A 6,256-nucleotide genomic window follows, 5' to 3' on the forward strand; every position below is an offset into this window, starting at 1 on the left:
TTATCGATATTTGATTATCTATTAAAATGTATTTTTATATTTTTATTTTCATGTTCACTCAGGTTAAAAAAATCTAATAAATCAATATTGAATATTTCTGCATACTGGCTAAGCCTATCCAAATTAATACGATTAATTCCTCGTTCATAACGAGATTGTTGCTGCTCGCTAACATTAATCATTTTGGCAATATCGTAAAGGGATAATCCATTCATTTTTCGATAATAGGTAATTTTCTTGCCAATAATTCGGGACACAGGATAATATTCAGGCATCATTGACTCCTTTTCAAATTACCTAAATTGGCATTTGTATTATGGGTATGCTAATGAAAATTCTAAATGGCTTTTAAAATCCCCCGGAGTAAACATAGATTCAAAACTAACCATCCTTGCAGATAATGGGATTTCGGCACTTTTGGTGGTGCTATTGATTGTAATATCTACCGTGCTACCATTTTTAATCGTGGCTTTATTACTCCTTTGCGCGAGATGCAGCAAGCTGTTTGTAGAGCTACCTGTATTCACAAAATAGTTATTATCAGTGGCATCGGCAGTGCCATTAACACTGAATTTGGCATTTTTTGTTGAAACAGGGCAATCAACCAATTTGATAGAAAAATCCACCCACGGGCTTTGCGCAGGGTTGCGATAATTCCAACGGTTTATCTTACCTAATTCCACGTTATAACTGGTATTTTCAACTTTGCAGGGCATAACCACGACATTACCATGCACATAGATATTGACGTTTTCTGCCATCACCGGCAGGGCATACAATCCAAGTAAACTGAATAATATTCTTTTCATGATCAGCCTCTTATAAATAGGTAATAGTGGCGGTAATATTGGCGGATAAACTGCCTGCGGTACCATTGCCGAGTGAGGAAAATGCCCGTGTGCGTAGGGGAATACTGACCAAAGGCTGCCCGTTGGTGGGAACCGTTAATATCTTGGTATTGCCTAGCGGTGTAGCTCCATCGCCACTTTGCAATTGAATGGCAATATTGGTAGCGGTGCCGCTATTTTTATACAGGCTGGCGATATCGGCACTATCTGCGGTTCCTGTGAACGTTAATTTCACGCTATTAATAAATGAGGAGCAATCTTTTAATTCAATAGTAAAAGGTTTCCAATCTGAGGCTTTCGTTCCACTATAAAAAGTATCTAAAGGAATGGTGGTCAGATCCACATCCACATTATTACCGGTAGATAAATTGCACGTTGCAGCTTTTATATTTCCGGTAAATTTCAAATAGACAGTATCCGCCGCATAAGCCGTTATCGAAATATTTAAGAATAGTAGGGTGAGCAGTAATTTTTTCATTTTAAGCCTCTATTCATAGCGAATATTAACAGTAGCATTGGCATTGGCTGTACCTGGTGTGATGGTTGCAGCCGTTTTAATATAGCGGGCTTTCCAGCCGAATATATAATCACCTTGGGATACGTTATCTTGTTGAGTCAATTTTTGATTTAATACAATAGGCGTTCCGGCATTATTTAATAATTGAACGGCAATACCTGTCGCTTTATCTGCACCGGTTAAACCTAGCCGACCATTTGCAGCATTATCAATTGTATCTGACGTTACCGTGACTTTAATATTGGTGCCAGCAAGACAACTTAGTGCAATTGGAATAGCAACTGTACCTTGCGTATCATTAATATTTTTAAATTGAGTGTCATACCAGTCACCCATATTAATATCGTAAGTGTTTTTGTTATTTTTTAACGAGCAGCTAAGAACATTAATTTTTATTGCGCTAGCAGGTATGGATAGCAATGAGACATTCCAAGTTGAAGCTGGAGATGAATTGGTTATTATCAAGCTAGCAACATCGCCAGATTTAATATAATCCGAATTTATAACCTGCTTTGTTTTTATAACTTCAAAATCCCATTTGTTGTAGTCTATACGCCAACCTGTCTTGGAGGGGCCAAAAGAGGTATTAAAATAGCCAATAGCGGCAGCAGAAACTCTTATACCAATTCCATCTATATTTGTTGGAACAATTTTATTTGCATTCACATTCCAGCCTGAAAGGTATCTTCCTTGTAAATATGAATCGCCACAATCTCTAGCATTAACTAAATGAGTTTCTGTACCACTAATACCAAAAGGGATGTAAGAGGTATATAAAACTTCATTATTACTCATATTATCATATTGAATATTAATTGATTTTGCAGGGACACTAACTCTGAGTCCTTGAAGTTGTGGATTCTGTGTACAAGCACTTCGAGCTATCTCAGAATACCCAATTACACTGAATATGAATAATATGATATTAATCTGTAATTTTTTCATGTTTACATCCCCCTTATTGGCAAACCGCAGTGGTTTTATATAAGCCAATATAATTCGGCAAACCTGCCAAGTTATAAGAGACTTGGCACTGCTGTTTATCGTTATATTGAATGGTAAATGAACCGCTTTCTGGCATGCCCGAAAGATAAATTTCTCCGTCATTCCCTACCATTGCATTGAGTTGATTATTATCTGGGAAAATCGCCTGCGCTCCGAATGGCACCGGTTTGCCATCTTTAAAATGCAAAATCATGATGGCGCGATAGCCCACATTGGCATTAAAGCTGGCTTTGGCAATTGCTCCACGGCTTGGCGCCACGTTTTGGGTGGTTAACTCCATTTCGGTATCACTTGGCAATTTGCTGGTATCAATTTGAACCCCATTACTGCGATAGGCGGTGACATAGGGTATTAATGCATAGCCTTGTCCATTCGTTTGAATACCCGTTTGGTTCAAAATCGGGACATTCGGCGCATCGGGAATTTCTACCAATGCTGCCGTTTCACCCAGTTGTTGACCCAGTACTACCCCCCCGGAATGCGCAACCACGCTGCCGCTGGCGCCGTAATACAGGTTGTAATTATTGGTGCTGTAACCCGTACCCCCAGCCACTTCCCCATACTGTCCACGATAACTGGCATTTAAGTTACCGGAAGCGCCAGAATCACGGGTTGGGAAGTTTTGCTGAGCACTCCAATTTAAGCGATTATTTAGCTGCGTTGCCGAAATACCCATACTGCCCGACGAACCATTGGCGCTGCTGCTGGTGCTGTTAAAGTTGTAATAGAAGGTGTCTTCAAACACGCTAAACGGCACGCTCACTGTAAAAGCAAATTGGTGATCATCATCTTTCGTGCGTCCACCACTATTCATGTTCGGGTTAGTATTTTTGTTATAGCTGTAATTCAATCCGTAACTGATATTATTCCAGCTATTGTTATAGCCAATCGTGGTGGATTGGGTTTTACGATCGCTGTTCCAGTAATCTTCGCTAACAAAACCGACAGACAGTGAACCCCAGTTATCCCCCAAGCTTTGGCTAAGGGTGATTTCCCCGCGGTTACGACGGCGTTCATACAGCGGGCTAAATCCACTTTTACGATAACCATCAAACACTTCCGCCAAGCTGTAGAAGCCTTGTGTCGAGTAGCGATACCCTGCGAGGGCAATGTTGGTACCAATATCATTCAGGTTTTTGTTATAGCGAAAACGGTAAGATTGCCCGCTTTCCGTGGTGCCATTATTTAAGGTGGAGTTGGCGTGGGTGACATCCACAGATAGTGCCCCAAAGCGCCCTAAGTTTTGTCCCGCCCCCACAGAATAGGCTTGGTATTTATCACTCAGTTGGCTACCCCCAAAGGCGGTGAGCCCCCACGGTAAGCCGTAGATCAGAGTGAATTGCGCGAATGGTTTTTTATCCACGCTGCTGTCATAACTCCGATATTGCCCACCCGTTACGCTGTAAGAGACATAACCCTCACGTTGTAAAACGGGTAATGAGGCGAACGGAATAATTTGGTACTGTTCGCTACCATTGGCTTCTTTGATGGTGACGTGTAAATCACCACTCCCCCCTGTAGGGTAGAGATCGTTAATTTCAAACGGGCCTGCTGCCACATCGGTTTGGTAAATGGTGTAACCGTTTTGGCGAATGGTGATCTGCGCATTACTGCGCGCAATACCGCGTACTACTGGCGCATACCCGCGTAAGCTCTCTGGGTTCATATCATCATCGGTTGCCAATTGCGCCCCACGAAACGGCACGCTGTCAAAAATATCCGATGGTGATGTGCTATCCCCGAGAATCAGCTGGCTTTTTATCGCATTGATATTCCGGCTTAAATAGGTATATACCGTGTCCCATTTATTACGCTGCCCGTCACTACTTTGCCACGTCGTGTAGTTGCGCAGACGCCACGGGCCGATATTCAGCCCTGGACGCAAGTTCACATAGTTGGAATTGCTGCTATTTTTATCGTTTTTGCGATCGGTATTGCGTGAACCGTTATAACTGTAATTGAGTAACAGGGCGTTGATCCCATCATCAATTGCCGCCAGATCCACATAGCCACGCGGATTCATATTCAGCGCAATTTGAGGAATGCTTAAATAGAGGCGTTGTGAGCCAAATTCAAACTCACTTTTGGCATCGGGGATCGCGGATAGATTCACGCACGAATTCCCCGCAGTTTGTAGATTAGGATAATCTGCAACTTTCACGCCCACATCTTTTAAATCGCTTAGCGTCAGGCATGGCTCCAGCTCTTTCTTGGCATTATTGGAAAAACTGACACTCCTTGAACCTATCAGGCTCTTATTAATGTAGATATCCACATAATATTGACCTGGTAATTGTTCATTACGTTCGAATTGCCCTAAGTCCACCGATTCTTTATTTGGTAGCTCAAGAAATTCAGGATCAAAATAGGTGTCTGGCTCTGCTGAGGACGTCGCAATATAGCCTAAGGCGATAAATAGGCTAAGGCATATTTTATTTATTTTCATAGATAAACCTAATTGCCATTAAGGCTATATTTTTATTTCCGCCGGATTATTGGCTGAGCCATAATCGTTGATCACTTCCCATTTAATGGTGCCGTGCAGTTCAGGGCTAATTAGTGAGAAAGACTTACTGGAGAATGGTGCAACGTAAGAGACATCATTCACTTTTTTGCCATTAAAACTGATACTTTGGAAATTCATATAATAGGGCGTTGGGTTTTTCACGGTGATCGATTGGCCGTCTTTCGACCAAGTTAATTTCTTCTGCTCTTCCACAAAATCGACTTTACTGATAGCACTCGGGCGATAAATTAATTTCATCTGCGTTTTAAAGGCGATTTTTAATGAATTTTCGGTTTTCTTTTCAGTGGCAGGGATAGTTTTAATATTTAGCCAAAATAATGATTCTCTATCATTGGGTAGTGTATTTTGGGTTAAGAAAATACGTAGTGCGTTGGTTTTTTCTTGGTTTAAACGAAAAAGTGGTGGCGTAATGGTAAAGTCCGTTTGCTTGCCTTCATTGGCATTTTCAATCCATGATTGAATTAAATAGGGCACTTTATCCGGATTTTCGACGCTAATACTGACATCCTTATTCCCTTCTGGATAAATTACGCGGGTTCCCCCAATAATCACACCGGCATAGGCCGACTGACTGAGCGCAAATAACATGATACAGACAGAGATAATTATTTTCATATTGCCACCACTGGGTAGAAATAATTAAGGCTTATGTCCGTATAAACCTTAATTAATCATTAGTTATAGTTAATTGTGAAGGTTGCTGTTGAATTCGCTAAACCGACGGTCACTGTGTCAGACATCGCAATATAACGCGCTGTAAAATCTAAGTTGTTCACAACGGTTTCTTGTAATGTGTATGGGCTAGAAGCGGTATACAGCGGGACAGTTAAGCCTTTAACGTCTTGAATTTGGATACCAACACCTGTTGCAACACCAGAGGTATTTGGATTAGTTAATTGAAGTACGCTGTTGTTGCCTTCATAGGAAACACCATCAAATTTTACTGTTGCGGTGGTCACTGCCGCAGGGCAGTTTTCCAATTGGATAGTAAATTTAGTGGCAGCGGCCGTGCTACCTGTGCTTGGCAATGCCGTTCTAGAAACTTTCCCTAAATTTACTTGGATAGCATCTGAACCCGCTGCAAGTTGGCATGCGTTATCAGTAATTTCACCCGTGAAATTAATATCACCATCTTTGGCAAAACCATTGGCAGAGATTAATAAGGTGCTCGTTGCAATTAAAGATGCAATGACGTGTTTTTTCATTTTTTACTCTCCGAAACTTAATTCGATATTCAATTTAATTGGAGGGAATATATAAATTTGCTTATCTACTCAAAGCACGAGTATTTTCAACTATTTTCTTTCTTCACCTCTGTTATCACGGGGCTTCGAGGTTTTCTTCGAGCCGGTTTGTCGT

Annotated in this window: 7 protein-coding genes; all 7 read right to left on the reverse strand. The window is 41.3% G+C overall.

The genetic code is table 11. The features are described 5' to 3' along the window. Positions 1-14 precede the first annotated feature (14 nt). From JK188_RS15850 to JK188_RS15880, 7 genes are read right to left on the reverse strand one after another with little or no spacing between them, the layout of a single operon-like run. Positions 15-275: a helix-turn-helix domain-containing protein gene (locus tag JK188_RS15850; RefSeq protein ID WP_211887142.1), complete on the reverse strand. Its 261-nt coding sequence runs from the start codon at positions 273-275 to the stop codon at positions 15-17. Between the two features lie 39 nt (positions 276-314). After that, the gene (locus JK188_RS15855) at positions 315-809 is read right to left on the reverse strand and encodes a fimbrial protein (RefSeq protein ID WP_211887144.1); all 495 of its coding nucleotides are present in this window, start codon (positions 807-809) and stop codon (positions 315-317) included. Positions 810-819: 10 nt separating this feature from the next. After that, positions 820-1,326 (reverse strand): fimbrial protein, encoded by a 507-nt coding sequence (locus JK188_RS15860; RefSeq protein ID WP_211887146.1) that lies wholly within the window; start codon positions 1,324-1,326, stop codon positions 820-822. 9 nt (positions 1,327-1,335) lie between these two features. After that, positions 1,336-2,310, reverse strand: coding sequence for a fimbrial protein (locus JK188_RS15865; protein ID WP_211887148.1), 975 nt, complete (start codon positions 2,308-2,310; stop codon positions 1,336-1,338). Between the two features lie 13 nt (positions 2,311-2,323). Then, entirely contained in the window at positions 2,324-4,816 is a 2,493-nt protein-coding gene (locus JK188_RS15870; protein ID WP_211887150.1) for a fimbria/pilus outer membrane usher protein, read from the reverse strand. Between the two features lie 24 nt (positions 4,817-4,840). Then, positions 4,841-5,512, reverse strand: coding sequence for a fimbrial biogenesis chaperone (locus JK188_RS15875; protein ID WP_211887152.1), 672 nt, complete (start codon positions 5,510-5,512; stop codon positions 4,841-4,843). A gap of 59 nt (positions 5,513-5,571) precedes the next feature. Further along, positions 5,572-6,102 (reverse strand): fimbrial protein, encoded by a 531-nt coding sequence (locus JK188_RS15880; protein WP_108478714.1) that lies wholly within the window; start codon positions 6,100-6,102, stop codon positions 5,572-5,574. Between the last annotated feature and the right edge of the window lie 154 nt (positions 6,103-6,256).

The sequence above is a fragment of the Providencia sp. JGM181 genome, from assembly GCF_018257375.1.
Taxonomy (GTDB): domain Bacteria; phylum Pseudomonadota; class Gammaproteobacteria; order Enterobacterales; family Enterobacteriaceae; genus Providencia; species Providencia lanzhouensis.

Excerpts from the sequence above, each read along its gene's own strand:
- JK188_RS15850 (WP_211887142.1), bottom strand. The coding sequence starts at position 275 with ATGCCTGAATATTATCCTGTGTCCCGAATTATTGGCAAGAAAATTACC.
- JK188_RS15855 (WP_211887144.1), bottom strand. The coding sequence starts at position 809 with ATGAAAAGAATATTATTCAGTTTACTTGGATTGTATGCCCTGCCGGTG.
- JK188_RS15860 (WP_211887146.1), bottom strand. The coding sequence starts at position 1,326 with ATGAAAAAATTACTGCTCACCCTACTATTCTTAAATATTTCGATAACG.
- JK188_RS15865 (WP_211887148.1), bottom strand. The coding sequence starts at position 2,310 with ATGAAAAAATTACAGATTAATATCATATTATTCATATTCAGTGTAATT.
- JK188_RS15870 (WP_211887150.1), bottom strand. The coding sequence starts at position 4,816 with ATGAAAATAAATAAAATATGCCTTAGCCTATTTATCGCCTTAGGCTAT.
- JK188_RS15875 (WP_211887152.1), bottom strand. The coding sequence starts at position 5,512 with ATGAAAATAATTATCTCTGTCTGTATCATGTTATTTGCGCTCAGTCAG.
- JK188_RS15880 (WP_108478714.1), bottom strand. The coding sequence starts at position 6,102 with ATGAAAAAACACGTCATTGCATCTTTAATTGCAACGAGCACCTTATTA.